Consider the following 25,211-nt stretch of genomic DNA (forward strand, 5'->3'; position numbering starts at 1 on the left):
CCGCCACGCCGACCCCGCCCCGAGTCACCGGGACCCTCGAAGGAAGATTCGGACACCAAGGGAGTCTCGTGTACACCAACCCCGTCATCCCCGGCTTCCACCCCGACCCCTCGGTGTGCCGGGTGGGCGAGGACCACTACCTCGTCACCTCGTCCTTCGAGTGGTTCCCCGGAGTACCGATCTTCCACAGCCGCGACCTCGTGCACTGGCGGCAGCTCGGCCACGTCCTGGACCGGCCGTCCCAGCTCGACCTGGACGGCGTACGGCCGTCCGGCGGCATCTACGCCCCCACCATCCGGCACCACGAGGGCGTCTTCTACATGATCACCACGTTGATGGACGAGCCGGGCAACTTCCTGGTCACCGCGACCGACCCGGCCGGGCCGTGGAGCGAGCCGGTGTGGTTCCCCGAAACCCGGGGCTTCGACCCCTCGCTGTTCTTCGACGACGACGGTCGCGCCTGGATGACCGGCACCCGGCCGAGGGACGACGGGCGCTACGACGGCGACAGCGAGATCTGGCTGCGCGAGTTCGACCCGGCCACGCTCAAGCTGCTCGGCGAGGAACACGTGATCTGGGAGGCGGCGCAGCGCGGCGGCGTCTGGTGCGAGGGCCCGCACATCTACCGGATCGGCGCCTTCTACTACCTGCTCACCTCGGAGGGCGGCACCGCCGAGGACCACGCCGTGATGGTCGCGAGAGCCGAGCGGATCACCGGTCCCTACCTGGGCAACCCGCGCAACCCCGTTCTCACCCACCGCCACCTCGGGCTGCGCCACCCCATCACCAGCGTCGGCCACCCCGACCTGGTCCGGAACGCGGAGGGCGAGTGGTGGTCGGTCCTCCTCGCCACCCGCCCCTACGGCGCTCTCCCCGCTCCTCTCGCTCCCGCCGCTCCCGCCGTTCCCACTGAGGGTCGTCCCCACACCGGATCCGTCGGCTTCCCGGACGGCGACTCCCGTGGTGGATCCGCCGGCGACCAGTCCACGACGGCCGCCGTCCGCGCCTCCAAGGGCTACAACCTGGGCCGCGAGACCTTCCTCACCCGCGTCCGCTGGGAGGACGACTGGCCGGTCTTCGACCAGGTCGAACCGTACGCGCAGGCCCCCTCGACCCCCGCGCGCCGCTGGCCCGCCACCCCCGCCTGTGACCACTTCGACGCCCCGCGCCTCGCACCGGTGTGGAACCACCTGCGCACGCCCCGCGAACCGTACTGGAACCTGGCCGGCAGCCGTCTCACCCTGCGGCTGCGACCGCAGACCCTGCGCGAGCGGGCCGCGCCCAGCCTGGTCGCCCGGCGGCAGCAGCACATCGCCTTCGCGGCCCACACGGTGATGGAGTTCCGCCCGCGGGGGGAGGAGTGCGCCGGGCTCGTCCTGTTCCAGAACGACGACTTCCACATCACGCTCGTCCTCACCGCGCACGGCCTGGAACTCACCCGCCGCTCCGGCGGCACGGACACCCTCCTGGCCCGCGCCGACGTCGTCCCGTCCGGCCCGCTGTGGCTGGGCGTGGAGGCCCACGGCCAGGACTACCAGGCCCGCTACGCGCTGCGCCCCGGCGAGTGGACCGACCTCGCGGCCCCGGTGGACGGTCGCGTCCTCGGCTCGACCGTCGCCGGAGGCTTCACCGGCGCCATGATCGGCCTCTACGCCTCCTCCAACGGCCACCCGAGCACCAGCACGGCCGCCTTCGACTGGTTCGAATACCTGCCACTTTCGGGATGACCGTTGGTACCCGGGCGAACCGGACGGGCGTGGTGCCGGTGAGCAGCGGGTGCCCCACCCTCCGCTGAGGACGTGTCACCCACTCCGGCGGGCCGACGAACGCGTATCACCGAGCTGCGCAGCCGCTCCGGAGAACTCCTGGTTCAAGCCCCTGTGATGAGTTCGGAAGCGGTTCACCCGAAGCCTCGTCTCAATCCAGGATCTGGTCGCCGAGGCGGGAGCGGGCAACGCAGACCTGAGCCAAGTCAATCATTATCGTCGAAATGCGGGATTCGTCGCCGGGGCGGTGGAGGCGGGGGCCCGCCGGGACGGTCCGGATCGGCCGGCCTGCGGCCAGGAGGTCGAGGGCGGTGGCGAGGTCCCAGCCGTAGTCGTCGGGGAGGGTGTCGAGGGGGAGGGGGAACGGCATCGGGTATCCGGCCAGGCCCGACAGGAGGGCGGCGGGGGAGACGCCTCCCGTGTCGATGCCGGACTCCTCCATCAGCGGGAGGAGCAGGGCGCCCGCACGGCCGGGCCGGTCCCATTCGCCGCGAACGGGCGTCACCGCAGCCGCCTCGGCCGTCCGCTTGAGCAGATCGGAGTCGAGCGCCCAGAGGTCGGCGTCGGAGGTGACGACGGCGTCGTGGCCGAACCGCTCCACGTACCGCAGGCCCGCCTTCACCGCGCGGCCCTTGCCCGGCGTGCTGGTGATGACCGTCGCGCCTGCCTCGCGTGCCCGGCTGGCCGTCGCGTCGCCGCTGCCGTTCTCCACCACGACGATCTGCCGGGCGCCGGCCTTCCGGCCGCATCTCACCACATGTTTGATGTCTCGTTCCGAATCGCGTGCGGGGACGACCAGGCTCCAGGAAGGGACCATTGCCGGCTCGGCTTTCACTCGCGGGAGACGTTCCAGGACACTTCGTATCCGGCCATGGCCGGGGTGGCAGGCTCTCTGGTGAAATGCGCTTCGAGCGTGGGGAACTCGGTGGTGTAGCGGCGGAGCGCGCGCATCTTCGCCGCGAGTTCGGGTGGTGTCAGTTCGGTGACCGTCCGCCGGGCCCCGGCGACGCCCAGTTCTGCGAGCGTCCGGGCGACGAGCCGGTCGGCCTCGGGGTTGTCCGCCCCGCCGATCCAGCTGGGAAGGCCGTGCCTGACGAAGTAGGGGCTGTCGGCGTAGAGCCGGAGCTCCCGGACCTCTCCAGCGAGCGCGAGCATCACCCGGCTCACAGCCCGGTGGTCGGGGTGCCCGCCGATTCCGGCAGGCCCGTAGACGACGGCCTCCGGCCCCACGTGGGGACGGAGGCCCGCCAGGATCGATTCCGGGGAGGCTCCCGGCTCGCCTGCCACGAGCTCGACGAAGTCGGAGGGGCGTTCGGCGATGCGCGCCCGGACGTCCGCTCGCTCGTAGGCCGTGAACTGGACGTCCAGCAGGTCGAGATGCGCGTGACGGGCGCCTGCGGAGGTGAGGATCGCCGCGTCGTTCCGGCGGCGGATCCGCACCTTCTCCGCCGAATCGGTGGCGCCCAGCCGGCGGTCGAGATCGGTGACGAACCCGGACTCCGGGATGCCGGCGAAGACGGTGACGACCAGGACGGGCGTCGCCCCCGAGAGCACGCTCCAGGCGCTGAGGACGGCGTCGTCGAGATGCGGCGAGACGATGACGACGCCGGGGTGCCCGGGGATGTCCGCCGTCTCCGCCACCTCAGCGGACCCGGCCGACGGTGAAGCGGGCGGAGAAGCGGGCGTCGCCGAACGTGTCGGGCTCGGCGAGGAGCGCCCGCACCTCGTCGGTCTGCCCGACCGCGTGCTGGACGGCGACAGCCGTGCCCGTACGGACTCTCCGGACGACGGCGGCGATGGTCTCGTGGCCGCGAGCGCCGCCGAAATGGGCGACCTGCGGCTGGTGCCGGTTCTCGGGCGACTGCGGGACGAGAGTCCCGCTGTCGTCTCCGTACGGGAGGTCCGCGACGATCAGGTCGTAGTCGCCGGGGGGGACCCCGTCCGCGACCATGAAGGCGACGTCCAGCGCCAGCCGCGCCGCGTTCTCATGGGCGACGCCGACAGCCTCGGCGGAGACGTCAGAGCCGGTCACGGTCAGGTCGGGCCGTTCGTTTTTGATCGCGAGCGCGATGTTCCCCGCTCCCGTGCCCACGTCGTGGACGCGGGCGCCCGCCGGCAGCCGGAGCGCGACGTTCACGAGCTGGCCGCTCTGCGGGTGGGGGACGCAGACTCGGCAGTCGACAGAGAGCACGAGCCCCCGGTACCGGCATCGGCCCGTGATGTAGGCCAGCGGCTCGCGGGCGCTCCTGCGCGCGACGTACTCGGCGATACGCCTGCCGTCGTCGCCGGAGACGTAACCGTCGAGATGCAGGCCGGCCGTGTCGCACCCGAGGACAGCGGCCACGATCTCTTCGGCGTCGGCCCGCGGGGTCTCGCATCCGACCATGGTGAGCGTCTCCGTCGCGTGCTGGACCTCGGAGCCGACGGTCTGCGCGGTCATGGGTTCGGCGGCGTCTCCGGATCCGGCCGCGAAGTCCGGACCTCGCCGAAGTTGATGCCGATCGCCGTTCCGCTGTCCGAGGCCGTCACCGTGCCCACACGCATGTCGCCCTGCGAGGGTGCGCCTTGCGGGGAGGGGCCGGCGTCGGAGGTCTTCAGCGCGATCCAGGCCGTGGCAGCCGCTCCGACGAGCAGGGCTCCCACGAATCCGAGCCAGCCCCACAGCGGAGAGTCCGAGAGCTGATTGCCCGCCACGCCCGCGACACCGGCCGCGATGAACGCCACGATGCCGCCCGAGGCGGCCTTCCACTGTCTCGACATCCCGCCTCCTTGCCGGACCTTCAGAAGAACAGTACAGCGCGGTTTTCCGGGGTCGGCAACGATCCGTTCATCGAGAACCCCGCCAGACGATGATCACTCCGTCGTCCCCGGCGGAAACGAGAAGCGGGGCGCCGTGGCCGTCAGGGAGGGTCGCCATCGCGTTCGGCCCGCCAGTGTGGCCGGTGAGCGTGGCGACCGGTGCGGCGGTCTCGGGGTTCCACAGGCGCAGGGTCCGGTCGCTGGAGGCCGAGACCACGAGCGGCGGTTCGTCCGGCCGGGGGAGTGTCAGCAGCCTGGTCACCCTGGCGGCGTGGCCGGTGAGGACCGCGACCGGACGGGCGCTCTCGGGGTCCCACAGCCGGATCGTGCGGTCGTCGCTCGCGGAGGCGAGCAGCGGGGCTCTACCCGCTCGCTCCACAACGGTCAGCGCGTTGAGCCCGTCGGTGTGACCGGTCAGCACGGCGATCGCGGCGGCCGCCGCCGGGTCCCACAGGCGCACCGAGCGGTCGCTGGCCGCCGAGACGAGCACGCGCCCGCCGCTCGGCAGCGTGAGCACCGTCAGCGCGGTGACCCTTCCGGTGTGGCCGTTGAGGACGGCGATGGGTGCGGCGGTCCCGGCGTCCCACAACCGGACCGTCTGGTCCTCCGCCCCCGAGGCCAGCAGGGCGCCACCGTCCGGCCCGGAGATCGCGGCGAGAGTGGTGACGACGCCCGTGTGCCCGGTGAGGACCGCGACCTGCTCGCCCGTGCCGGGGTTCCAGAGCCGGACCGTGCGGTCTCCGCTCGCCGAGGCGAGCAGGGCGCCGGCGCCCGCGCGGGGCACGGCTGCCAGCGCCATTCCCCGTCCGGTGTGGCCGGTGAGCGTCGCGACCTGCTCGCCCGTGCCAGGGTTCCAGAGCCGGACCGTGCGATCGTCGCCGGTCGAGGCCAGCAGTTCTGATCCCGCCGGCCCCGGGACGGCCGCCAGCGCGCGGATCTTGCCGGTGTGTCCGGAGCAGATGGCGAACGCGTCGACGGGCCCGGTGCTCCACACCCGGACCGTGCGGTCGTTGCCACCGGAGGCCAGCAACCGGGCGCCGTCCACCCCGGTCAGGACGGTCAGGGCGTCGATCCCGCCGGTATGGCCGCTGAGCAGGGTGGCCAGGTCGATCGACTCCGGATCCCAGAGGCGCACCGCCTTGTCGGCGCCCGCCGACGCCAGGAGATGGGTCCCGTCGGGCCGTTCCACCTCGGTGAGAACGGCGACGCTGTCGGAGTGCCCCGTGAGGGTGGCGACGGAGTTCGGGTTGCCGGGACTCCACAGCCGGATCGTCCGGTCGGTGCCGGCGGAGGCGACCAGGCAGGCACCGCCCAGCCGGTGAATTGTCGTCAGCATCTGGATCCGTCCGGTGTGGCCGGTGAGCGTCGCGACCTGCTCGCCCGTGCCGGGGTTCCAGAGCCGGACAGTGCGATCGGCTCCCGCCGAGGCGAGCAGCGGGACGTCGTCGAGCCGCGGGACGCTCGTCAGCGCGGTGACGCCGTCGGTGTGACCGGTCAGGACAGCGGTCTGCGTGACCGTCTCCAGGTCCCAGAGGCGGATGGTCCGGTCGGCTCCCGCCGAGGCCAGGAAGGCGGTGCCGTCCGGCCTCCGAAGCGCGGCCAGCACGGTCACCCTTCCCGTGTGCCCCCCCAGGACGGCGACCGGCTCAGCGGTCTCGGGATCCCAGAGCCGCACCGAACGGTCGAGTCCGGCCGAGACGATCAGGCCGGTGCCGTCCGGCCGAGGCACGGTCGCGAGTGTGGTGACGCCTCCGGTGTGGCCGGTCAGTGTCGCGACGGGTGCGGCGGTCTCGGGGTCCCACAGCCGGACGACGCGGTCCTCACCGGCCGAGGCGAGCAGGGACGTGCCGTCCATGCGCTGCACCACCACCAGTGCGGTGACGCCTCCGGTGTGGCCGGTCAGTGTCGCGACGGGTGCGACCGTCTCGGGGTCCCACAGCCGGACGACGCGGTCCTCACCGGCCGAGGCGAGCAGGGACGTGCCGTCCATGCGCTGCACCACCACCAGTGCGGTGACGCCTCCGGTGTGGCCGGTCAGTGTCGCGACGGGTGCGACCGTCTCGGGGTCCCACAGCCGGACGACGCGGTCCTCACCGGCCGAGGCGAGCAGGAACGTGCCGTCCGCGCGCGGCACCAGGGCCATCGCCGTCACCCGGTTGGTGTGGCCGGACAGCGCGCGATGGCTGGTTCCCGACCACGCCGCGTCGGCGGGATACCAGGATCGCGGAAGCTTGGCGTGGACGGCGTCGGCGAGCGCGGAAGCCCGAAGTTTGCGGCCCGATACGCCGATCCAGTGCAGCTGGTCGTCGTGCTGCTCACCCCAGGAGTTCGAGGCCAGTTCCAGCGCGGAGACCGCCTTCAGCCCGGCTCTCGTCGTCAGCGACCGCCGCAGCCGCAGCAGCGCCGGGACGCCCGACAGCAGGAGGAACTCGGGGTCCCCGACCAGCTCGTCGAGGCGTCCGCACGCGGCGGCGTGCTCGGCCAGGTTGGCGCTTAGATAGCGGTTCTCGCGGGGCCAGGCGCGATCGGCGGGGGAGCCGGGCGGAGTCAGCGCCAGCATGATCCGTTCGTGGGCCTCGCGGGTCGCCACGGACAGTTCGTGGCCGAGGAAGCGGAGTCCGTCGTCGAGCGTGTCGGCCGGCAGCCGTCCCTCACACAGGTCGCGCAGACTTTGGTGGCGGATCGTGTAGACGTCCGGGTCACCGCCGGGACGCACCGCGAGAAACGGTTTGAACGAGCCGTTCAACAGGGCGAGAGCAGCGGACCGTGGCACCCCGGCCCAGTCGGCGAGGGTCGCGGCGGACTGGGCGTCGCGGACCGCGGCGACCGTGGCGAGCAGCGGCAGGCCGATGCTCGCCCACTGTTCGGCGAGTCGCGCCTGCCAGTGGGCGATGTTGTCGGCGTAGTAGCCGGCGAGGCCATCCGGAAGCCCGGCCACGTCGGCAGGCGAACGGTCGCCGTCCCGGATCTGGTCCAGCACGGAGACCGCGTAGATCCACACACCGGCGGAGCGCTCCACCAGGGTCCGGCGGAACCGCTCCCGGTCGACCCGCGCCTTGGCCAGCGCGTCGGAGACCAGCGGGTCGCCCAGGGTGACCCGGTCGAGATGCTCTATGAGGTCGGCCCGGTTGGACTGGCTCTCCACGTTGATCCGGGTCACCTCGAGGCCCGGGCGTCGTGGGATCGGGACTCCGGGCCTGCTCGTCGCTATGACGACCGTGCCCGGCGGCAGGCTCATGGGCAGGCCGAAGGGCATCTGGCCCGATTCCGGCGGCGGCGCCTCGTCGAGCCCGTCCACGACCAGGACGACCGGGATTCCCGGCTCGCCGGTGTCCCTGCGGCGGGCCGCCTCGATCAGGCAGTTGTAGAGGAACCTGGTCGTGTCGTGGCCGGTCGGGAGGAGCCCCTCGGGGGCCAGATCCGCCAGACCCCAGCGGGCGATCAGTTGGGCGGCCAGGTTCGTCCGAGTCTCCTCGGGACTGACGACGCCGAGTCTCGTCGCGTGGGTGGGCCATCCCCGGGCGAACGCGAGATAGGTGGCCAGGGCCGACTTCCCCATCCCGGCTTCAGCCTCGACGAGCAGGTAGGCGCCGTGCCCGCGGGTGACGCACCGTGTGATGAAGGCGTCGATCCGGTCGAGTAGCCAGCCCCGGCCGGTGAACATGCCGAGCGGGTCGGCAGGGGCGGTTGGATTGCGCAACCGGAGGTCGCTGGGGAGCGGGTCGAGCGCGACCGTCGAGTCGCGCAGTCGCGTAAACTGGCCGTGGAAGAAGAGTTGCTGGACGGTCCCGTAGTTGGCGCCGACGGCCAGGCCTCGGCCGGAGGCCGTCACCGACCCGATCTCGGGTCCCCGGCTGCGACGATCACTCATCGGGGACGGTGAAGTCGGCCCCCGCCGTGGTGAAGAGGATCTCCGGTGAGCCCGCGCCTTCGAAGACCACGTCGACCCGGATGGCGATGCCCCACAGGACCGAAGGGCTGGACCCGTCGGCGCGCGCGGTGGGCCACCGGGAGACGCCCAGCCGCATGCTCGACTGCACCACGGCCTCGATGTCGAAGTCCGCGGGATCGCTCTCCTCGTATTCGGGCGGCAGCGCGCCGTCGTGCTCGTTCTCGCCCAGATTCTCGACGTCCGCGACGTACACGACGTTCGGCCCGTCACTGACGGTCACCCGTGTGGGCCGAGCCCCCTCTCCCCGCCAGAGCACGTAGACCATCCGCAACAGTGACCGGAAGTTGTCCCCGGTGTCCGGCCCCAGCTTCACGGTGAGCGTCGGAACCGCGAACAGCACTGAGGCGTTCTCCCCGGGCCGCCCTCGCAGCACGGCTCCCCGCTCATCCCTGAAGACGGCGACCTCCGCCGCGGACTCCCCGGAACAGAGCGTCAGTGCGCTGCCGTGAACGGCTACTCCCTGTAGCGCCATCCTGGGCCCTCCCGGTCCTCACGGCCACCGGCCGCCTCCATGGTAATTCACGGCAACCCCGCGCACCCGGAGATCCACATTCCGGTTGAAGCGTGTGCGGCCCACCCCTTGCGCCTGTGAATGCAGTTCGGGCAGGTTTCCTGATCATGGATCCGGAAAGTCCGCCCAATTCATCAGGAGTGGGGTGCCAGGGATCCGACCCCTGAACCTACGGATCGAAAGACGGATGGGGGCCGAGATGATCGGTCGATCCGGCAGGGGCGGCGCGTATCGCGGGTATCTGGCCGGCTCACGCGTCCTGAGGTATGTCGCTCGTGGGTCAGCGGTACCCGCCGTACAAGGAAACCCGCTCGTCCTTGTCATGGTCTACCTTCTCCGCCAGGAAAAGGTCACGCCGCCATGGCTCGTGAGCGATGTTGACGGTCCATTGCTCGTAGTACCACTGAGTGCCGTAGCCGCTGAAGCGGAAGTTGGCCCGGTAACGCGCACGCTCTCCCGGGTGGAGCAGGAACACCCGGCCGGGGTGACGGTTGGTCGGGTACGCGGCCCACACCGGGGTTCGCTTCACTTCGACCGCTGCTCCGGACAGCTGGAACCGCAGCCCGTTGAGCTGCGCCGGGAACGAACGACCGTCGGCCGCGACGGTGGGCGCGTATCCGGTCCGCTCGTCGGCGAGAAGATCGTGGACGACCAGCGGCGCGTCGGGCGTCGGCGGCAGCTCGAACGCCGAGGGAATCTCACGTCGGCGCGCGGCCTCCTCGGCGCCACGCGCTTGCTTGGTCCACCGGATCACGATCCGCTGCACGATCACCACGCCGTCCTCCATCGTGTCCGTCCGGCAAGCATGGATGCTAGCCAAACCGTGTCAGCAGCTCTGATCCTGCCCGTCCCGATCGGTTCGGCCCGGACCAACGGACGCGCTCGGTCCGTCCGGAACGGCACGGGACGGCGCCGGACCGCGACCCGAACCGGCTCCTCACCCGCGCGGACGCGTACGCCTCGCCCGCCGGTCCGTCCCGGATCCCGGGTGCCCCGACCAAGGCGAACGCCGCGCGAGGTCGTAGGGCCCTGAAGGGTGGCGTGGCTGTCGGATCTGAGCGTTACCGTGGCGGCACATCCGGAGCATCCGCAGGGAGCACACACGTGGAGATCAGTTACGCCGATGTCGCCTGGCTCGCCGATGACCACGGGTTGGGCGACCTGTGGTGCCTCACCTTCGTGCGTGGGCTCGATGAGGCTGAGGCGCTTCGGCGTGTGGGTGCCGAGGAAAGCAGCATCAGGCCACTCACCTACGAGGAGCTGGTCGACGAGGGGTTGTTCCCCGACACGCTCCTGGCGGGCCGTCTGGGCGATTGGGCCGTGCTCATCGAGGAGTCCGGCTGGGATGCGCTCGACGCCGTGAAAACGCTGTCGGCCGGGTCGGAGGCCGTGTCGGTTCTGCGGCATGACTACGCGGCCGATCGCTTCGCGTACGCGGTTGACGGGCAGGTGGTGACCTCGTTCAACCCGATGATTCCCGCATGGCGGTACGGGAGCGATCCTGATCGGCTGGTGAGCCTGATGAGGGAGGCGGGCTTCGACCCTGCGTACGCGCCGGGAGACGGGACGGACGAGGACAATGAGGAGAGGACCGTCAGACATCCGAGAGTGGACGGGGCCCTGATGCTCGTGGCGCGACTGACCGGTGTCATGTTGACCCAGGAGGTCTTGAACGGGCCGCTGCTGGGAGGCGATGTCGGGACTTGTCGGGCTCAGGGTTGATGCGGCGGCTGCGAACCCGATCCGGCGTAAGCGGGCTGTCTTCCACAACGTCCTTCAGTACGCGGTGGAACTGGAGGAACCTGCAAGCGCTTCTCACCGAACGGAGTTGCGCGACGGGACAGCCCGGTCATCGCGACGAGCGGGTGAGCGACCGCGTGGAGAGCGATTGGCAAACCCTGTGGATTGCGGGTGATTCACAGGGCTCGAAGCCATTGATCGAGGGCTGCGAAGTCTTCGTCGGCGAGTCCCTGGTACGACTCCACGTGGTGGAGGAGAGCCCGGCCGCTATGGTGCGCGGAGACCCACTCCCTGTCGGCATCGGTGATCTCGTCGTCGACCCAGGCGAACGGGCGTCCGCCCGCCCAGTTCACCAAGGTTCGGGTCTTCCAGCAGAGTCCGAACCATTGGTCCTCACGTTCATGCTGGCGGGTTGGCTCCGGCCAGCTCACGACGGGCAGTCGCGGCAGCCCGATCCGGGGTGCTATCTCGGCGTTCGCCTCCTCTTCCCAGGTCGTGGCCCAGACGAGTTCGCAGGGCAGTGCCGCCAGCCGACGCCCCACCCCGGAGGTGAGCCACGCCAAGCGGGAGTCCGGTGCAGCAACCCGCGGTGCGCGTTGCGGATCCTCGCCGAACGGGAGAAGCGGCCCGTCGACGTCGAGGAAGAGCAGCGGGCGTTCGGTATGGCCGGTCATGCCGCGGTGACCTCGTCACGTTCGAAGGGGGCTCCGGCACGCGCCAGGGCGACCAGGTGAGGCGCCTTGACCTGCACCGATCCGGCCGAGGTGGCTATCGTCCGCTCGCCGTGGAACCCGTTGCGCACCACCAGACGACGGCCATCGGCGTCACGAGCGTCGGCCAACCCGGCCAGATGGGAGTTGACCTCGGCCTCCAGGGCGGCGGCCGGCATCCGCCTTGCTCCCTCCCGGACGATCTCATCGATCAAAGAACCGTTCGACGCCGTGCCAGCGGCATTGACTACGGCAAGCATGGGCGTGCCCTCCCAGCCGACGTGCCGACGTCGGCCTACTCGGTGACCTTCGAACCGATCACCCGGGAGGGTAGGCTCCCGAGCCGATCCACAGGTTCTGAGCATTGCTCCCGCGCGGACGCTCAGACAGCGATCGGCAGTTGCTCGATCCAGCAGTCGGTGACTTTTTGTTGGACGAGGGTTCGGAAGTCTTCGGCGTCGTCGCGTGTAAGGAAGACGCCACTGCCCGAGACCTCGGACTCACCTCCGGGGTAAGACACCCGCTTCATGACGACGTAGACGGCACGCCACCGATCCCTGGACCTCACAGTGGCTGGAGCGGCGGCGAGAGCTTCGACGAGTTCCCGCGCGGAGGCAACGGTGAGTCCTGGGTCGTAACCACCGGAGCGTGGGCCGGCGGTCCCGTTGCACGCGGCATATCCTCTGCACCCCGGTAACGGGGATATTCTCAATCAGCCGTGAGCGTGGCTTCGGCGACCTGCTTGATGTACTGATTGCGAACCCGGATCAACTTCGGCATGTAGTGACGGAGAGCCAGCATTTCGGCGATCCTTCCGAGAGGACCGAGAGGCGCGGCGAATTCGACGACATCGCTCATCACCGTGCCGCCGTGGCCGCAAGGCTGAAAATGGTGAGCGTGATACCAGTGCTCGAAAGGTCCTGACACCTGCTCATCGACGAAATGAGCAGGGCGATCGTAGGCGCTGATCGTAGACGTCATTCGCCAACGGATGCCGAAGTGTCGCGCCCCCCATGTAACGGTATCGCCTAGTCTCAAGCCGCCGGTGGTCACACCTCCGACCGCTTTCTCGGAAGATCCCACCATTGATGCCGCGTGGACATCCACGTCCAGCGAGATGTCGAAGACTCGTTCCGGTGGCGCCATGACATGCGTGACAATCTCAAAGCCCGGCATGCGTCAAGCCTAAGGCGGCGCACTCCAGCGGAACCTTCTGGGTCGCTTCCTGTCATGACCGACTGGATGTCGCGCGGGAAGAACAAACCGCGTCGGCAGTTCTGATCCTGCCCGTTCAGATCGGTTCCACCTGGACCGACGGGCGCAGCCGGCCCCTCAGGAACGGGGCCGAACGGGGTCGGATCGCAACGAGAGCCCTGGGAACCGGCGTTCGCCCGGCGCGGGCCTCGCGTAGTCGGCGGCTCCGAGGCATGTCTCGTAACTCGGTCGGACGGTTTTGTTAGGGTGCCCGGATGCCTTCTCAGCGCGCCCTGCTGCCGCGCTCGACACCGGCCGCCTCGGGGATGTCGTCCCGTGCGGTCACCGCGCTGCTGGACCGGCTCGAAGCGCGATCCGTCGAGTGTCACTCCATCATGGTCGTACGCCACGGTCACGTCGTCGCCGAAGGCTGGTGGGCGCCGTACTCGGCCGAGCGCCCGCACCTTCTCTACTCGCTGACCAAGTCGTTCACCTCGATCGCCGTGGGGCTCGCGATCGCCGACGGGCTGCTCTCGCTGGACGATCGGGTGGTGGACGTGTTGCCCGACCACGTTCCGGCCGGCATCTCGGAGCGGGGACGCCGCCTCACCGTTCACCACCTGCTGTCCATGACGGCCGGACACCGCACGGACAGCCTCGCCGAGGCCTGGCGCCTGGAACCGGGCGACCTGGTGAAGGGCTTCCTGCGCGTACCGTTTCCCGAGGCCGAGGGAACACGGCACGCCTACGACAATCCGACCACCTTCGTCCTGGCCCGGATGGTGGAACGGGTCACGGGCCGGGGCCTCCCGGAACTGCTCGACGAGCGCCTCTTCACGCCGATGGGCGTCGACCACGCCGAATGGGACCGGGTGGCGAGCGGTGCCGCCTTCGGATTCCACGGACTGCACCTCACGACCGAGGCCGTCGCCGCCTTCGGCGAACTGCTGCTGCGCGGAGGCCTTTGGGGCGACCGGCGGCTCGTCCCGCGCGAATGGGTGGAGCTCGCGACCAGACGGCACATCGAGACGCTGCGATTCGAGGACGGGTCGGGGGACGCCGACTACCTTTGCGGTTACGGCTACCAGTTCTGGATGTCGCGTCACGGTTACCACGGTGACGGCTCCTTCGGCCAGCAATGCGTGGTCGTCCCGTCGCACGATCTCGTGGTCGCCGTGACCGGCGCCCACACGCAGGCACAGGCAATGCTCGACGCGATATGGGAGTGCCTGCTGCCCGGCACGGACCACGCGGGAAGCACCCGGGACGACGAGGTCCTCGCCGATCGGCTGCGGCGGCTGTCGTTCGCGCCGGTGCCGGGTTCGGCCGCCCCGGAGCGTTCCGTCAAGGCGAGACTCGACGCCTCCGCCGAGGATTCGGCTCTGCCCGACGGAACCACGGTGATCGTCGATCCCGTGGACGGTGGATGGCTGCTGCGATTCGGGTCGTTCCTCGACGTCGAGGTCGGCCACGGCGAATGGCGGGAAGGCTCGCCGCTCGGCCGCCCTGTCGTCGCGACCGGCGCCTGGCGGGGCGACACGTTCGTCGCCGAGCTCTACGTCATCACCACCCCGCACCGGGTTCGGCTGGTGGTCGACGCCGAGGCGGGGACAGCGGTGGCGACGTGGAACACCGTGCCCCTGACCGGCCCCAGCCTGGCGTCGCATCTGCGGTCGCCGCTGATGACACGGCCCGACGTCGCGTAGTGACGTTGACCGGGCTCGCAGGTGTCGGCCACGGGATGTCTCGTCACCCGGGATCGGTTCGATGTCAGGTGTCCGGGTCCTCGTTGTCGAGGACGCGTTTCACCCACTCCAGCGAGCCCGTGCCGAGCGCCTCGTCCGCGAGGCGTTTGGCGGAGGGTGTCCTCAGCGCCGCGAGTGAGCTGTCGATCCACGGTTGCATGTTCTGGTGTCCCTGCTCGCGGTACTCGATGGCCTGGATCAGGCACTCCAGCTTGTCGGCGTCACGGGCGCAGACGGCCTCGAGGCTGGCCTTCTCCTCGTACTCGCCGACCGCGCCGCTCACCATCCGCGCCACCGGCCCGGGGACGCCGCGTACCTGGTCGGCGGTGACCTCCTCGTTGGAGGCCGCGGTGAGGTAGCGCCTGGCGAGGTGGTGGATGTCGGTGATCCGGGTCTCCTGGGTGTCGTGGAACAGGCTCATGAACGCCGCCCGCTCCGGGTCGCCGCCCTCCAGCGCGGTGATCACGCTCGCGATGATCGCCGTCCGGAAGGAGTGGTCGGCGACGCTCTCGGGGTCCCGTACCCCGGCGACCAGCCAGCCCGTGCGCTTGTAGCGCTTGAGCAGGCCGATCTCGTACAGCAGGCCCGTCAGCCTCGACAGTTCCTCCGCCACGGAAGTCCCCTCTTCCTCTCGGTGGATCATGCGCAGAGCGTAGAGGATCGTCTCCGGCTCACGCCGGGACATCGGCGGGCGGCGCCCCGGCTCCCATTCCTGAATCGTCGTGGCGTCCGTTTCGAGGTCCGATCCGTTGCCCGGCGGTTAAGGTGCGAAAGTGGTGAACAGCCTCGGCGAGATGCCCTCCCGTATGTGCGCGACCTACCTGGAGCTGGCCGACCGGTACGCGCCGGGCCTGGTCGAAGGTCTCTACCTGCAGGGCTCGATCGCCCTCGGTGACTACCGGCCCGGCAAGAGCGACATCGACTTCGTCGCCGTGGTCGGCGCTCCCCCTGACGCGCGGATCCTGCGCAGGGTGCATGCCGAGTTGAAGAGCCGGTACGCGAAGCCGTACTTCGACGGTCTCTACGTCACGTGGGACGACCTGCGCCGCGACCCTGAGCTGACCCCGGCGGGGCCGGCCGTGCACGAGTGGCGTCTTGAGGAGGAGAGCAGGTCCGAGCGGCATCTGGTGACCTGGCACGTGCTGGCCCAGGGCGGGGTGGCGGTGCGGGGGCCCGCGGTCGCGGAGCTGGGGATCCACACCGACTGGGACACCCTGGCCCAGCGGACGCGGGAGAACCTGGACGGCTACTGGACGCGCTGGGTCGAGCGCAGCTCCCGATCGGCGTCGCTGTGGGGAGTGGCCGCTCTCACCGGCTACCAGACCACGTGGGGGGTGCTCGGTGTCACCCGGCTCCACCAAACTCTCGCGGCGGGCGAGGTCACCTCCAAGACGGCTGCGGGCGAGTACGCGCTGAAGGTGTTCGACGAACGCCGGCACCGGATCATCCGGGAGGGGCTGCGCCTGAGGGTCGGCGGCCCACCGCTGTATCGCGATCCGTTCCGCCGCCGTGCCGACCTGCTGGCCTACATGTCCATGGTGCTGCAATCACGGTGAATCCCGGAGGCCATCGTGCGGATCCGAGACCTTCAACCCATCTAAAGATCGAATTCCGTACAAGTCCTAGCAGGGATGGTTGGCCGCCTTCATGATGGCGAGCACCTTCGGCATCATCTCCCGGTAACCAGCACCCTGTTTGACCTGCGCGCTGAAGTTCTGGGCGTCCTGTGTCCTCGGCAGGACACCCACGAGCAGCATCGGCAGGAACAGCCGGCGGGCCAGTAGTTCCGGGCCGGAGACGGCGTGGGGGCGGCGCAGGACCGAGACGTTCACGCGGACCGCGTGCTCGTTCAACCGGGGGACTCCGGGCCGGTCGGTCTCGATCGCCACGTAGCGAAAGCCGTGGGCGAGGTCGCAGGGGCCGCAACCGACCGGCCCGCGGCTCAGAACACCGTGGCACCGCGGGCACACCATTCTGTCGAGCGCCGCGTCGACGACCCGCCAGTCGTGCCGGTCAGGCTCATCGGCGACCATTTCCCCGATGGTCTTCTCCTCGCCGGGAGAAACGGGGCCGATCTCCACGCGCAAGAACTCTCGCCAGGTGTCCTCGACGATGTCGTCCACGGGGGCGGCGCAACGCGCGCAGTCGGGAGCTCCGCCGTATTCCCAGCAGTCGCAGGCCGGGCACATTCTCAACGGGTCACCCGCCGCCGGCCGCATCGCTCTCTCCACGCCCTCGCCTCGTAGACATTGCGAGCCTACCGATGCGGATGGAGAAGCGCGGGAGGATTTCGCGCCACGGGCGGAAACGACCGGGCTGCGGCAGGAAGCGCCGGCCCCGCTCCGCCCAGAGATCCGGACTCGGAACAGTTCCTGAGCGGAACCCCGTTCGATAGCGCTGTCAACAGCAGCCCAAGGGTTTCCCTGATTTCCCGGTAAACGCTTGCCTCTATTCGGGCACGAGAGGCGTGGGTCGGGTTCCGGTCACTTGGCGTGTCCGGGACGGAGCGGATCGTTCACGGCGCGCGGAGGTGAAATCGGCAGGTCGGACAGCACGTGCGATGAGCTGGGAATCTTTCGTAGTTACCGGATCGTGATTTGACCCGCCACGATGGGAGCGTTAACACTCACTCCAGGTAACGGTTGGCCCTTTTTGGTGTTAACGCTCACAACTGGAGTCGCCCAACTTCCCGTTGATCCACGAGCCTGGCGATCTCGCGCCGGAGGCCGGCGCGGGCCGCCCATGAGGAGACCTTCGTGCTGTCCGCGCACCTCACCCTTGACCCCGCGTTCAGGGTGGCCCCCGTCCACCGGCGCACCTTCGGGACGTTCGTCGAGCACCTCGGCCGGTGCGTCTACACCGGCCTCTACGAACCCGGTCACCCCACCGCCGACGAGGAGGGCCTCCGGCGCGACGTGCTGGAGCTCACCCGCGAGCTGGGCGTCACCACGGCCCGCTACCCCGGCGGGAACTTCGTGTCCGGATACCGCTGGGAGGACGGCGTCGGCCCCCGGGCCGGGCGGCCCCGGCGGCTCGACCTGGCCTGGCACAGTACCGAGACCAACGAGTTCGGCCTGGACGAGTTCGTCGCCTGGACGCGCAAGGCCGGGGTGGAGCCGATGATGGCCGTCAACCTCGGCACCCGGGGCATCGCCGAGGCGCTGGACCTGCTGGAGTACTGCAACATCGAGTCCGGGACCCACCTGTCGGACCTGCGGGTCGCCCACGGTGCCAAGAGGCCGCACGACGTCCGGATGTGGTGCCTGGGCAACGAGATGGACGGCCCGTGGCAGATCGGCCACATGACCGCCCGCGAGTACGGGCGGCTCGCCGCCGGCACCGCCCGTGCCATGCGCATGATCGACCCGAGCCTGGAACTCGTGGCCTGCGGGAGCTCCGGTTCCGCCATGCCGACCTTCGGCGCGTGGGAGGCCACCGTGCTGGAGGAGACCTACGACGTGGTGGACTTCATCTCCTGCCACGCCTACTACGAGGAGCACGACGGCGACCTGTCGAGCTTCCTCGCCTCGGCGGCGGACATGGACCACTTCGTCGACGCGGTGGTGGCGACGGCCGACAGCGTGGGCGCCCGGCTCAGGAGCAAGAAGAAGATCAACATCTCGTTCGACGAGTGGAACGTCTGGTACCTGTCCCGCTTCCAGAACGCCGAGCCGCCGCGCGACTGGCCGGTCGCCCCGCCGCTGCTCGAGGACCACTACCACCTGGCCGACGCGGTGGCCTTCGGCGGGCTGCTGATCTCGCTGCTGCGGCACAGCGACAGGGTGACGTCCGCCTGCCTGGCCCAGCTGGTCAACGTCATCGCCCCCATCATGACCGAACCGGGCGGCAGGGCCTGGAGGCAGACCACCTTCCACCCGTTCGCCCAGGCCTCCCGGTACGCGGCCGGCCAGGTGCTGCGGGTCGAGCCCGCCTCTCCCACCCACGAGACCGCGAGGTTCGGGCAGGTCGCCGCCCTCGACGCCGTCGCCACCCACGACGAGGAGACCGGCGCCACCACGCTGTTCGCCGTCAACCGCTCGACCGACCTGCCGCTCACCCTCACCGCCGACCTGCGTGCCCTCGGCCCGGTGGCGCTCGCCGGGGCCACGGTGCTGTCCGGTCCCGACCCCTACGCCCGCAACACCGCCGACGCCCCGGACACGGTGGCGCCCCGCACGAACACCGAGGTCCGCCTCGACGGCGGGACCCTGCAGATCACACTGCCCGCCGTCTCGTGGAACGTGATCCGTCTCATCCGCCCGTAGATCCATCCGGCCGCGCTCGTCAGGGGAGGCGCGGCCTCGCCCCCTGGAGACAGCAGTGGACGACATTCCAGCGACCCCACCCCGGACTCCGCCGACCCCGTCCCGGATCACCCGCAGGAACCTGCTGGGCGGAGCCCTCGCCCTCGGGTTCCTCGGCTCCGGATGCTCCCTCCCCGTGGATCTGGGCTCCTCCCGGACCCGCATCAGGTACTGGCACTTCCTCGGCGCGAGCGACGGGGTCATCATGAACGAGATGGTCGGGGCGTTCGCCAAGGAGAACCCCGATCTGTTCGTCGAGGAGAACGTCCTCGAGTGGGGTGAGGCCTTCTACACCAAGGTCGCTATGGCGGGAGCCGGAGGCCGTTCCCCCGATCTCGCGACCTTCCACCTCGCCCGGCTGCCCGGCATCGGCCCCGGCCTGATCCTGGACCCGATCAACCTCGACCTGCTCGCCGAGAACGGCCTGCGGGCCGAGGACTTCAGCCCCCCGATCTGGGAGCGCGCCCACGTCGACGGAGTGCTGTACGCGGTGCCGTTCGACGCCCACCCCATGGTCCAGTACTACAACACCGACGTCTGCGGCCGTGCCGGGCTGCTCGGCGGCGACGGCAAGCTGCTGGCGACCAAGGGCGCCGACCAGTTGCTGGAGTCGCTGCGCAAGGCCAAGGAGGCGCTCGGCGGCAAGCCCCCGCTGGCCTTCGACGCGCTCGGCCTCGGGACGGTGGGGCCGTGGCGGTTGTGGTGGTCGCTGTACCCCCAGAGCGGCGGCACCCTCCTGTCGGACGACGGCACCCAGATCACGATCGACGACGCCAAGGCGCTGGAGGCGCTGTCCTTCATGCGCACGCTGGGCGCGGAGGGACTGTGCGACCCCACCACCGACTACGCGTCGTCGGTCGCCGCCTTCCAGAGCGGTGACGCGGCCTTCCTGTGGAACGGCGACTGGGAGATCACGACCTTCAAGCAGGCGAAGACACCCTTCAACATGACGCGCTTCCCCTCGGTCTTCGGCGGAGCCTCGGCCCAGGGCGACTGCCACGTCTTCGTCCTGCCCCACCAGCGCGACCGCGATCCGCGGATCGAGCGGGAGACCTACCGGTTCATCGCCTACCTGGTCAAGAACAGCGCCGACTGGGCGGTGGCCGGTCACGTGCCCGCGTACCTCCCCGCGCTGGAGGAGCCGGAGTACCTGGCGCTGAGCCCGCAGTCGGAGTACCGCTCGGTCATCACCGAGGTGGCGCTCGATCCGCAGGTGTGGTTCACCGGATCGGCCTCGAGGCTGTGGATCGAGTTCGGTGAGGCGTTCTCCCCGGTGATCGGCGGAACCCGGACGCCCGAGCAGGGCCTGGCCCTGGCCAAGGCCGCCCTGCGCAGGCTCATGGAGACCCCCAACCCCTTCCCCGAGGAGCCCCGATGACGACCGGCGTCGAAGCCCCCGCCGCCACCGCCGCACCGGTCGCGAAGATCGGGACGGGACGCCGCTGGACCCAGCACGGGCTGCTGTTCGTCGCGCCCTTCCTCGTGGTCTACGTGGCCTTCCTCGTCTGGCCGCTGCTGCTGGGCCTGAGGATGAGCCTGTCCAGCGTCAACATCGCCGGCACCAACGCCGGGTTCGTCGGTTTCGCCAACTACGCCGAGGCGTTCGCCGACCCCAGGATGTGGCGCTCTCTCTGGAACACCGTGCTGTTCACCGCGCTGAGCACCGTGCCCCTGGTCGTCCTGGGACTGGTGTTCGCCCTGCTGGTGCACAACCTGCGCTTCGTGCGCTGGCTGTGGCGGCTGTCGTTCTTCGCGCCGTTCCTGCTGCCCTCCGCCGTGGTCGCGCTGCTCTGGCGGCAGATGATCTACCAGCCCGGCTTCGGCCTGCTGAACGGGACGTTCGGGACCGACATCCTCTGGCTGGGCGATCCGGACCTGGCGATGTGGTCGGTCGTGATGACCACCGTCTGGTGGACGGTCGGCTTCAACTTCCTGCTCTACCTGGCCGCCCTGCAGAGCATCCCCGAGCAGCTCTACGAGGCCGCCTCGATCGACGGCGCCTCGGCCTGGCACAAGCTGCGCTCGATCACGCTGCCGCTGCTCCGCCGCACCACCGGCCTCATCGTGGTGCTGCAGCTGCTGGCCTCGCTGAAGGTCTTCGACCAGATCTACCTGATGACCGGCGGGGGCCCGGAGAACTCCACCCGCCCGATCATCGAGTACGCCTACGACATCGGCTTCATGGGGTATCGCGTCGGCTACGCCTCGGCCGTTTCCTACATCCTTTTCGTCCTGATCGTCGCCGTGTCCCTGGTGCAGTTGCGGCTGTTCCGCAAGCGTGAGGAGTCTCTCCGATGACCAAGAGATTCGGCCCCGGCCAGCTGGTCCTGCTCGCCGTCACCGGGGCGCTCGCCGTGGTCTGGCTCGCGCCCCTCGCCTGGGCGGTCGCCACCTCGCTCAAGCCCGAGGCCGACACCAACAAGATCCCGCTGCAGTGGGTCGGCAGCGAGATCACCCTTGACGCCTACCGGCTGGTCCTGGGCACCGGCGGCCTCGTCAAGTGGGCGATCAACTCCACCGTCACCGCGGTCATCGTGACGGTGATGACCGTGCTGTTCTCGGCGATGGCGGCCTACGGCTTCGCGCGCACCCGGTTCCGGGGGCGGCGCGTGCTGCTCGCCGTGATCCTCGCGGGGATCATCGTTCCCCCGCAGGTGCTGATCGCCCCGCTGTTCGCCGAGATGGTCGCGCTGGGACTGGTCGACACCTGGTGGGGCATCATCCTGCCTCAGGTCGCCGCGCCCGTCATCGTGTACATCCTCTACAAGTTCTTCCAGGCCGTGCCGCCGGAGCTGGAACAGGCCGCGTTCGTCGACGGGGCCGGCCGCTGGCGGGTGTTCTTCACCATCGTGCTCCCGCTCTCGCGGCCGGTGCTCGCCGCGGTGGCGATCTTCACGTTCATCACGACCTGGAACAACTTCCTCTGGCCGTTCCTGGTCTCCACCGACCCGAACACGATGACCCTGCCGGTGGGACTGGCCAACGTGGTGCAGGGCACCTTCGGCGTGCGCTACGCGCAGATCATGGCCTCCGTGGTGCTGGCCGGCCTGCCGCTGCTCGTCGTCTTCGTGTTCTTCCAGCGCCAGATCATTCGCGGCGTCGCCCACACCGGCCTGGCCGGGGAGTGACCGGTCACTTGCTGAAACCGGCCGTCAGGCCGCTGAGCAGCTGGCGGCGGCCGACCACGTACAGGATCAGGATGGGGAGCGTGGTCAGCACCACGGAGGCGAGCACCGCCGGCACGTTCACGCTGTACTGCCCCTGGAAGGTCCACAGCGCGAGCGGCAGCGTGCGCTTGTCGGGACTCTGGGTGAGGATCAGCGGCAGCAGGAACCCGTTCCAGATCGTCAGCGCGTTGTAGATCGTCACCGTCACCACGGCCGGCATGGTGAGCGGCAACGCCAGGCGCCAGAGTGTCGCCAGCTCGCTCGCGCCGTCCAGCCGCATCGACTCGAACAGCTCCTTGGGCACGTCACGGATGAAGTTGGTCAGGACCAGCACCGACAGCGGGATCGCGAAGGCGATCGACGGGAGGATCAGTCCCGTCAGCGAGTCGTAGAGCCGCAGCCGGATGATGATCAGGTAGATCGGGATGATGGTCGCCTGCAACGGGATGGCCAGGCCCATGAGGAAGAGCGCGTTCACCCCGCGCAGGAAGCGGAAGGCGGTGCTGCCCCGGACGATCGCGTACGCCGCCATGAACGCGACCGCGACCGCCGGGACGACCGCGCCGACGGTGACGATGAGGCTGTTGAGGAAGTACAGCGGGAAGTCGGACTCGACGACCAGCCGGTAGTTGTCGAGGGTCGGCTCGGCGGGCGGCGCGAGCGGGTTGGTGGCGTAGTAGCTGCTCTGCGCCTTGAAGCTGGTGATGACGATCCAGTAGATCGGCACGATCACGATCGCCAGCCACAGCCAGCCCGTGACCCCGCCCAGCCAGTTGGGGCGCTCGCCGAGCGCCCGGGTCCGCGCTTCGCCGCCCGCCCGCGGCCGGCGCCGGTGCCGGTGGGTCTCCGGTCCGGCCGCGGTGGCCCGCTTGGGCCTCGTCGTCTGGGTCACGCCCATGGTCAGGCCCCTTCCATCTGGCTGGCGTTGGCGTCGCGGCCGCCGAGCCTGCGCAGGAGCAACGCCAGGGCGAGGCCCACGAGGACGAGGATGACGGCGATGGCACTGGCCGGTCCCATGAGGTTGGCCTGGAACCCGCGCTTGTACATGTCCAGGGCGAGCACCCGGGTGGCGTCGCCGGGACCGCCCGCGGTCAGCACGAAGATCAGGTCGAAGAAGGTCAGGGACCCGACGACCATGAGGGTGGAGGACGTGATGATCGTGTACTTGAGCTGCGGCAGCGTGATGCTGAAGAACTTGCGGACGCGGCCCGCGCCGTCTATCTCGGCGGCCTCGTACATGGAGCGCGGGATCTGCCGCACGCCGCCCTGGTAGATCAGCGAGTGGAAGGGGACGAACTGCCACGACACCACGAAGATCACGGTGCTGAAGGCGAGGACGGGATCGCCGAGCCAGTCCTGCACGAGCAGGTCGATGCCCAGCCCGGCGCCGAGCCCGAAGTTCGGGTCGAGCAGCGCCTTGTAGGCGATCGCGATGGCGGCCGAGCTGAGCAGCAGCGGGATGAAGTACAGCACCGCCAGCAGCGAGCGGTAGCGCTGCGGCCCGGCCAGGAACACCCCGATCAGGATGCTGATCGGGGTCTGGACCGCCCAGGAGACGGCCATCACCAGCAGCGTTATCCACAGCGCGTGCGGGAGGCCGGGGTCGGCGAGCACGGCCCGCCAGCTCGTGAACCCGGACATCTGGATCTCGCCGAGTCCGTCCCAGGACGTGAAGCTGAGGAACAGGACCCCGACCAGCGGAATCACCCCGAAGGCGACGAAGATCACCAGGGCCGGCACGGCCAGCCACGGCAGGACGCCGCCGCGGGCCCTGCGCGCGGCGGCCGGCGGCGTCCCTCTCCGAGCGGGGGTGGCGAGCGCGCTCAACTGCCGATGACCGCGTTCATGTTGGACACGAACTGCTGCGGCGTGATCGACAGTTGGAACAGCTTGGCGATGTTGTCCAGCAGCACCTCGGCCGCGGTGGGGCTGAGCGCCTGGTCCCAGGACTGGGCGAAGGACTTGGCGTTGCTGGCGATGCCGTAGACGAAATTCAGGAAGTCCGCGTCCTTGGCGCCGGTGAACGCGCTGTCGGCGCCGTTGACGATCGGCACCGCGCCGGTGCCCGCCCACTCCTTGACGTCCTCGTCGTTGAGCACGGCGGTCGCGAAGAACTTCTTCGCGATCTCCTTCTGCTCGGGGGTCGCCTTGGAGGAGATCGACAGGTACTGGCCGGGGTTGCCGACGGTGTTGCCGGGGTCGCCCTTGCCGCCCTCGACCGGCGGGAAGTTCATGTAGCCGAGGTTGCCGCCGGAGACGAAGTCGCCGCCGTCGGTCGACATGCTGCCGTACGTCCAGCCGCCGTGCAGCATCATCGCGGCCTTGCCGGTGTAGAGCAGTGCCTGGTCGGCGTTGGAGTCGGCCGTGATCGAGGAGAAGCCCTTGATGAACCCGTCCGCCTTGACGAGTTCCTGGATCTTGGTCAGGGCGTCGAGGGCGGCGGGGTGGGACCAGGCGTCCTTCTTGGCGTCGAACACGGCCTGGAACACCTCGGGGCCGCCGATGCGGTCGAAGAGGAACTCCAGCCACATCATGTTCGTCCAGCGGGACTGGCCGCCGAGCGAGAACGGGGCGATGCCCGCGGCGTTGAACTTGGGGACCAGGGCCATGATGTCGCCCCACGACTCCGGCGGCTTCACTCCGACCTGGTCGAAGATCTTCTTGTTGTAGAACAGGACGATGGGCTGCATGGTCTCGGCCGGCATCGCGTAGATCTTGCCGTCGATCGTGGCCGCCCCGAAGGAGGAGGCGAACAGCCGGTCCTTCACCGCCGAGTTCTGCTCGAACCACGGGGTGAGGTCCTCCACCTGGCCGGCCTGCACGTACGTGCGCAGCGTTCCGCCGCCCCAGCCCCAGATGATGGTGGGCGCCTGGCCCGCCCCGATCGCCGTCTTGATCTTCGTCTTGTAGGCGTCGTTCTGCATGGCCGTGAACTCGATCTGCCCGTTGGGGTTGGCCTTGTTGAAGCGCTCCACGGCCCTGGTGCGCACGCCCTCCTGCGGCTGGGTCGACAGGAACCAGTAGGTGGCCTTGTTCGCGGCGTTCCCGCCGCTCCCGCTGGTCGCGCCCCCGCCCGCCGGGGCGGGGCCGGACGTGCCGCAGGCCGCCAGCGCGGCGCTGAGGGGGATGCCCATGGAGAGGGTGAGGAAGGTGCGGCGGGATGGTGTCGTTGACTCCACGCTGATCTCCGTATGTCGAATGCCGAGGCGGGGCGGGGCTTCAGGTGAAACATGAGTGGCGGTGGCCGTCTGGTCGTGGATCGGCACCTCTGCTACCAGGCGTCCGTCCCCCCCGAGCCCAGCATGTCGAAACATTTCCGAAAC

The 25,211-nt window shown here is 69.7% G+C and carries 22 protein-coding genes and 1 pseudogene; 8 read left to right on the top strand and 15 right to left on the bottom strand.

Annotation, left to right across the window (positions count from 1 at the left end):
• The first annotated feature begins 68 nt into the window (after positions 1 to 68).
• Positions 69 to 1,727, top strand: coding sequence for a glycoside hydrolase family 43 protein (locus ACTOQ3_RS06005; RefSeq protein WP_440082411.1), 1,659 nt, complete (start codon positions 69 to 71; stop codon positions 1,725 to 1,727).
• A gap of 190 nt (positions 1,728 to 1,917) precedes the next feature.
• Here ACTOQ3_RS06005 and ACTOQ3_RS06010 read toward each other — a convergent pair whose 3' ends face one another.
• From ACTOQ3_RS06010 to ACTOQ3_RS06040, 7 genes are all read right to left on the bottom strand, one after another.
• The gene (locus tag ACTOQ3_RS06010) at positions 1,918 to 2,583 is read right to left on the bottom strand and encodes a glycosyltransferase (protein ID WP_440082412.1); all 666 of its coding nucleotides are present in this window, start codon (positions 2,581 to 2,583) and stop codon (positions 1,918 to 1,920) included.
• 14 nt (positions 2,584 to 2,597) lie between these two features.
• Complete coding sequence (locus ACTOQ3_RS06015; RefSeq protein ID WP_440082413.1) at positions 2,598 to 3,407, bottom strand: PIG-L deacetylase family protein; 810 nt, start codon at positions 3,405 to 3,407, stop codon at positions 2,598 to 2,600.
• 1 nt (position 3,408) lies between these two features.
• Complete coding sequence (locus tag ACTOQ3_RS06020) at positions 3,409 to 4,206, bottom strand: N5-glutamine methyltransferase family protein (protein ID WP_440082414.1); 798 nt, start codon at positions 4,204 to 4,206, stop codon at positions 3,409 to 3,411.
• Entirely contained in the window at positions 4,203 to 4,526 is a 324-nt protein-coding gene (locus tag ACTOQ3_RS06025; protein WP_440082415.1) for a hypothetical protein, read from the bottom strand. Before ACTOQ3_RS06025 ends, ACTOQ3_RS06020 begins: the two co-directional genes overlap by 4 nt.
• 67 nt (positions 4,527 to 4,593) lie before the next feature.
• Positions 4,594 to 8,436: a hypothetical protein gene (locus ACTOQ3_RS06030; RefSeq protein WP_440082416.1), complete on the bottom strand. Its 3,843-nt coding sequence runs from the start codon at positions 8,434 to 8,436 to the stop codon at positions 4,594 to 4,596.
• Positions 8,429 to 8,989, bottom strand: a complete 561-nt coding sequence (locus tag ACTOQ3_RS06035; RefSeq protein WP_440082417.1) for a hypothetical protein — start codon at positions 8,987 to 8,989, stop codon at positions 8,429 to 8,431. The genes ACTOQ3_RS06030 and ACTOQ3_RS06035 overlap by 8 nt, the downstream gene beginning before the upstream one ends.
• A 319-nt stretch (positions 8,990 to 9,308) precedes the next feature.
• Positions 9,309 to 9,803 (bottom strand): hypothetical protein, encoded by a 495-nt coding sequence (locus ACTOQ3_RS06040; protein ID WP_440082418.1) that lies wholly within the window; start codon positions 9,801 to 9,803, stop codon positions 9,309 to 9,311.
• A 329-nt stretch (positions 9,804 to 10,132) separates the two neighbouring features.
• Here ACTOQ3_RS06040 and ACTOQ3_RS06045 point away from each other — a divergent pair, with 329 nt between their 5' ends.
• The gene (locus ACTOQ3_RS06045) at positions 10,133 to 10,750 is read left to right on the top strand and encodes a DUF6461 domain-containing protein (RefSeq protein ID WP_440082419.1); all 618 of its coding nucleotides are present in this window, start codon (positions 10,133 to 10,135) and stop codon (positions 10,748 to 10,750) included.
• A 194-nt stretch (positions 10,751 to 10,944) separates the two neighbouring features.
• Here the strand turns inward: ACTOQ3_RS06045 and ACTOQ3_RS06050 are convergent, their stop codons facing one another.
• From ACTOQ3_RS06050 to ACTOQ3_RS06060, 3 genes and pseudogenes are all read right to left on the bottom strand, one after another.
• Positions 10,945 to 11,442 (bottom strand): HAD domain-containing protein, encoded by a 498-nt coding sequence (locus ACTOQ3_RS06050; RefSeq protein ID WP_440082420.1) that lies wholly within the window; start codon positions 11,440 to 11,442, stop codon positions 10,945 to 10,947.
• A gap of 53 nt (positions 11,443 to 11,495) precedes the next feature.
• Positions 11,496 to 11,738: pseudogene (locus ACTOQ3_RS06055) on the bottom strand (IS256 family transposase); the annotation flags it as partial.
• 448 nt (positions 11,739 to 12,186) lie between these two features.
• Positions 12,187 to 12,654: an SRPBCC family protein gene (locus ACTOQ3_RS06060; protein WP_440082421.1), complete on the bottom strand. Its 468-nt coding sequence runs from the start codon at positions 12,652 to 12,654 to the stop codon at positions 12,187 to 12,189.
• 293 nt (positions 12,655 to 12,947) lie between these two features.
• Between ACTOQ3_RS06060 and ACTOQ3_RS06065 the strand changes: the two genes are divergently transcribed.
• Positions 12,948 to 14,378 carry a serine hydrolase domain-containing protein gene (locus ACTOQ3_RS06065; protein WP_440082422.1) on the top strand — a complete coding sequence of 477 codons (1,431 nt, stop codon included), beginning with the start codon at positions 12,948 to 12,950 and terminating at the stop codon, positions 14,376 to 14,378.
• Positions 14,379 to 14,442: 64 nt separating this feature from the next.
• Here ACTOQ3_RS06065 and ACTOQ3_RS06070 read toward each other — a convergent pair whose 3' ends face one another.
• The gene (locus ACTOQ3_RS06070; protein WP_440082423.1) at positions 14,443 to 15,060 is read right to left on the bottom strand and encodes an HD domain-containing protein; all 618 of its coding nucleotides are present in this window, start codon (positions 15,058 to 15,060) and stop codon (positions 14,443 to 14,445) included.
• 130 nt (positions 15,061 to 15,190) lie between these two features.
• Between ACTOQ3_RS06070 and ACTOQ3_RS06075 the strand changes: the two genes are divergently transcribed.
• Positions 15,191 to 15,973, top strand: coding sequence for a nucleotidyltransferase domain-containing protein (locus tag ACTOQ3_RS06075; protein WP_440082424.1), 783 nt, complete (start codon positions 15,191 to 15,193; stop codon positions 15,971 to 15,973).
• 66 nt (positions 15,974 to 16,039) lie between these two features.
• Here ACTOQ3_RS06075 and ACTOQ3_RS06080 read toward each other — a convergent pair whose 3' ends face one another.
• A complete protein-coding gene (locus ACTOQ3_RS06080) occupies positions 16,040 to 16,540 on the bottom strand; it encodes a hypothetical protein (RefSeq protein WP_440082425.1) in 501 nt (166 codons plus the stop codon).
• A gap of 633 nt (positions 16,541 to 17,173) precedes the next feature.
• Between ACTOQ3_RS06080 and arfA the strand changes: the two genes are divergently transcribed.
• The 4 genes from arfA to ACTOQ3_RS06100 are packed head-to-tail and all read left to right on the top strand — an operon-like array spanning position 17,174 to position 21,849.
• Complete coding sequence (arfA, locus tag ACTOQ3_RS06085) at positions 17,174 to 18,682, top strand: arabinosylfuranosidase ArfA (RefSeq protein WP_440082426.1); 1,509 nt, start codon at positions 17,174 to 17,176, stop codon at positions 18,680 to 18,682.
• Between the two features lie 55 nt (positions 18,683 to 18,737).
• Positions 18,738 to 20,099, top strand: a complete 1,362-nt coding sequence (locus ACTOQ3_RS06090) for an extracellular solute-binding protein (RefSeq protein ID WP_440082427.1) — start codon at positions 18,738 to 18,740, stop codon at positions 20,097 to 20,099.
• Entirely contained in the window at positions 20,096 to 21,019 is a 924-nt protein-coding gene (locus tag ACTOQ3_RS06095) for a carbohydrate ABC transporter permease (RefSeq protein WP_440082428.1), read from the top strand. Before ACTOQ3_RS06090 ends, ACTOQ3_RS06095 begins: the two co-directional genes overlap by 4 nt.
• Positions 21,016 to 21,849 (top strand): carbohydrate ABC transporter permease, encoded by an 834-nt coding sequence (locus ACTOQ3_RS06100; protein WP_440082429.1) that lies wholly within the window; start codon positions 21,016 to 21,018, stop codon positions 21,847 to 21,849. Before ACTOQ3_RS06095 ends, ACTOQ3_RS06100 begins: the two co-directional genes overlap by 4 nt.
• Positions 21,850 to 21,853: 4 nt before the next feature.
• On the opposite strand, the gene ACTOQ3_RS06105 is transcribed toward ACTOQ3_RS06100, so the two are convergent.
• Genes ACTOQ3_RS06105 through ACTOQ3_RS06115 form a run of 3 tightly spaced genes read right to left on the bottom strand, consistent with a single transcriptional unit; the run spans position 21,854 to position 25,067 of the window.
• Entirely contained in the window at positions 21,854 to 22,786 is a 933-nt protein-coding gene (locus ACTOQ3_RS06105; RefSeq protein WP_440082430.1) for a carbohydrate ABC transporter permease, read from the bottom strand.
• Positions 22,787 to 22,788: 2 nt separating this feature from the next.
• Positions 22,789 to 23,715, bottom strand: a complete 927-nt coding sequence (locus ACTOQ3_RS06110) for a carbohydrate ABC transporter permease (RefSeq protein WP_440082431.1) — start codon at positions 23,713 to 23,715, stop codon at positions 22,789 to 22,791.
• Positions 23,712 to 25,067, bottom strand: a complete 1,356-nt coding sequence (locus tag ACTOQ3_RS06115; RefSeq protein WP_440082432.1) for an extracellular solute-binding protein — start codon at positions 25,065 to 25,067, stop codon at positions 23,712 to 23,714. Before ACTOQ3_RS06115 ends, ACTOQ3_RS06110 begins: the two co-directional genes overlap by 4 nt.
• Positions 25,068 to 25,211 lie beyond the last annotated feature (144 nt).

The sequence above is a fragment of the Streptosporangium sp. LJ11 genome, from assembly GCF_051918945.1.
Classification (GTDB): domain Bacteria; phylum Actinomycetota; class Actinomycetes; order Streptosporangiales; family Streptosporangiaceae; genus Streptosporangium.